This is a genomic window from Kamptonema formosum PCC 10802, from assembly GCF_000332335.1.
Classification (GTDB): Bacteria; Cyanobacteriota; Cyanobacteriia; order Cyanobacteriales; family Oscillatoriaceae; genus Oscillatoria.
Genome location: NZ_KB235948.1, coordinates 2,238,060 through 2,240,915, shown reverse-complemented (window position 1 = coordinate 2,240,915; position 2,856 = coordinate 2,238,060). Strand labels below are relative to the sequence as shown.

Here is a 2,856-nt window from a genome sequence, read left to right as displayed (position 1 = left end):
TTAATTCGGGCCAGTGGAACCGCTAACCTGTTCTTCATCAATCCCGCGGGCATCATTTTTGGCCCCAACGCGCAGTTAAATATCGGCGGCTCATTTATAGGCAGCACGGCAAACAGCATTAAATTTGCAGATGGCAGCGATTTCAGCGCCACGAATCCGGCAGCGCCGCCGCTGCTGGCAGTTAACGTGCCTGCCGGCTTGCAATTCGGGCCAAATCCGGGGAGAATTGTCAATCAATCGAGGGGAGCAGGAGCGAGTTTACCTGCAGTTCAACTCCCTTTGATGCAGGTAATACCGGAAATTTTACCGCTGTTTGCCAATGCCGGTTTAGAAGTGAACCCCGGTCAAAGTTTAGCACTAATTGGTGGGGAGATTCAGCTTGAGGGGGGAAATTTAACTGCAAGTACCGGAGAAATTCACCTCGGCAGCGTCGCCAGTCCGGGTTTAGTCAGCCTCAACGCAACGCCGGTGGGGTTGAGCCCAAACTATGAAAATATCGAAAATTTCGGCAACATTCAACTGTCTGCCGGTGCCAAAATCAACACCAGCGGACTGGGAAGCGGCAGAATAGAAATCAGGGGGGGAAATGTCTCCCTGAGCAACTCGCGGCTTGTGGCTCTGACGCTTGGGAATATGGACGGCAGGGGAATAGATATCAGCGCCAATTCCTTTCGTGCCGGGGAGGGTTCGCAGATTTACACCTCAACGGTAGGCAGTGGTGTGGGGGGAGCTGTCAGCATTCGCGCCAGCGATTCAGTGGAAATGAGCGGCAATGGATTTGAGAGCTACCAGCAGATATTGAGTGAATATCTGACAACTGGAACAATCAACCCCTTCGCTCCGAATTTTACTCTCATCACTGGGACGACAGGGGGTGGGGCAGCGGGGGACGTGACCATTGATGCCGGAGGCTTGTTGCTGCTGCGCAATGGATTCATGGGTATTGCCGGCACTTTGGGTGGGGCAAAGGGGGGAAACATTACATTGCGTGCCGGTACGGTGGAGTTGGCCGGTTCTGGGATCGCCAACGGCACAGTGCGGGGGAGTGCCGGTTCTGCCGGGGACATTATCATTGAGGCGGGACGGTTGACGGTGCGCGATGGGGCTGTCATTACCACTCTTACCTTGGGTGACGGCGCATCGGGAAATATCGCCATCAGAGCGTCTGACACAGTAGAAGTGTTCGGAACTCCTGCCGGCAGCGTAGGGCTGACCGTGATCAGCACCGCAGCTTTAGACGGTACGGGGAAGGCGGGGGACATCAGCATTGACACGGGCCGGCTGACGATCTCCGATGGTGGGGGAATCACCTCCAGTAACGGCGGTGCTGTTGGCCAAACGGTAATTTCTGAGACTGGGGGACCTGGAGGCAATTTGACAATTCGAGCTAGGGAGTCTGTGGAAGTGTCGGGCTTTTCCCCCATTCTGGCCACGGGCAGCAGGGGACAAAGCTTCGTTAGCTCTGCTACCCTCAACTCGTATCCGGGAGGAAATATCAGCATTTCTGCGCCCCGACTGACGCTCAGCGATGGGGCCTATATTACGGCGGCTTCTTTGGCGGGGGGAAAGGCGGGGGACATTACAATCGGCGCTCAGAAGGTAGAAGTCACTGGCAGTGATAATCCCGCTCAATTTGTCACCCAGATTCAAGCTTCAGTAGGCAGGATATTCAGGTTTCAAAATCCCAACGCTTCTGGAAATGCGGGGTCACTGAATATTAAGACCGGCTCGCTGACCGTCCAGGATGGGGGGCTGATTACCGTGAGCAATTTGGGGGCGGGCAATACCGGCACGTTAAATGTGGTGGCTGACTCGGTGCGACTAAATAATGCTGGCAAGCTGGAAGCCAACACCAACTCCGGGGCGGGGGGAAATCTGAGCGTACAGGCATCTTCTTTGCAGATGCGTTCGGGCAGCACTATTGTGACAAACGCTAATAACGCCGATGGCGGCAATATTAGTATTAGCGCCGATACGCTTGTCGCCTTAGAAGATAGCGACATCACCGCTAACGCTCTAGCAGGCAGGGGGGGGCGGGTGAGTGTGAGCGCCACTGGGATTTTTGGCACCCAGTTTCGGGATGCCACTACCCCGGAGAGCGACATCACAGCCACGTCTAATCTCGGCCCCCAGTTTAGCGGTACGGTGGAAATCAATACGCCTGATGTTAACCCCGCTGCAGGGTTGCTTGAGGTGTCAGCGTCTTTCAGTGACATAAGCAATCAAATTGTCACCGGCTGCGCGGCGGACCGGGGCAATCGCTTTGTCTTTACCGGGCGCGGCGGAATCCCTGCAGATCCCAGCCAGCCCCTGCACGGGACGGCGATTTGGCAGGACGTGCGCCTTGTGGGGACAGCCGCCACCCAACCTCAGGCACGCAAGACTGCCGAATCCCCCATCCCGCCAGCACCGCCACTGGTGGAGGCGACGGGATGGGTGATGGGTGCTGCCGGTCAGGTGCAGCTGGTGGCCAATTCGCCTCATGTCACACTCGAAAGTTTCCGGAGCGAGCCGGTGAAGTGCGGTAATTTTTAGACTGAGGGTAGTTCCTAGCGACAAGCCTTTCGATTTGATCCCCCCTAGCCCCCTAACAAAGGGGGGATATTTTCAAAGCCCCCCTTTTTTAAGGAGGGAAAGGGAGGCTCTCTCACGAAGCGGTGCCAACAGGATTTTTTAAAGTTATAATTAGCGATTTGAGTTAGAATAATGCCAACAATCCCTTTCCTGCTGAAAACGGTGCCTAACCATCTCTACCTCCCGGCGATCGGCTTCTTTCTGGCGACAGCAGTGCTGCCGGCGTTTGCGCAACACCCCCCGTCCCCGCACGGGCTGCAGACCATACCGCATCTCGCCAAT

Annotated in this window: 1 protein-coding gene; it reads left to right on the top strand. The window is 55.9% G+C overall.

All coding sequences use genetic code 11. The features are described from left to right. A partial coding sequence (locus tag OSC10802_RS52735) for a beta strand repeat-containing protein (protein WP_017716559.1) occupies positions 1 to 2,535 on the top strand: 2,535 nt, incomplete at its 5' end. Positions 2,536 to 2,856: the final 321 nt, after the last annotated feature.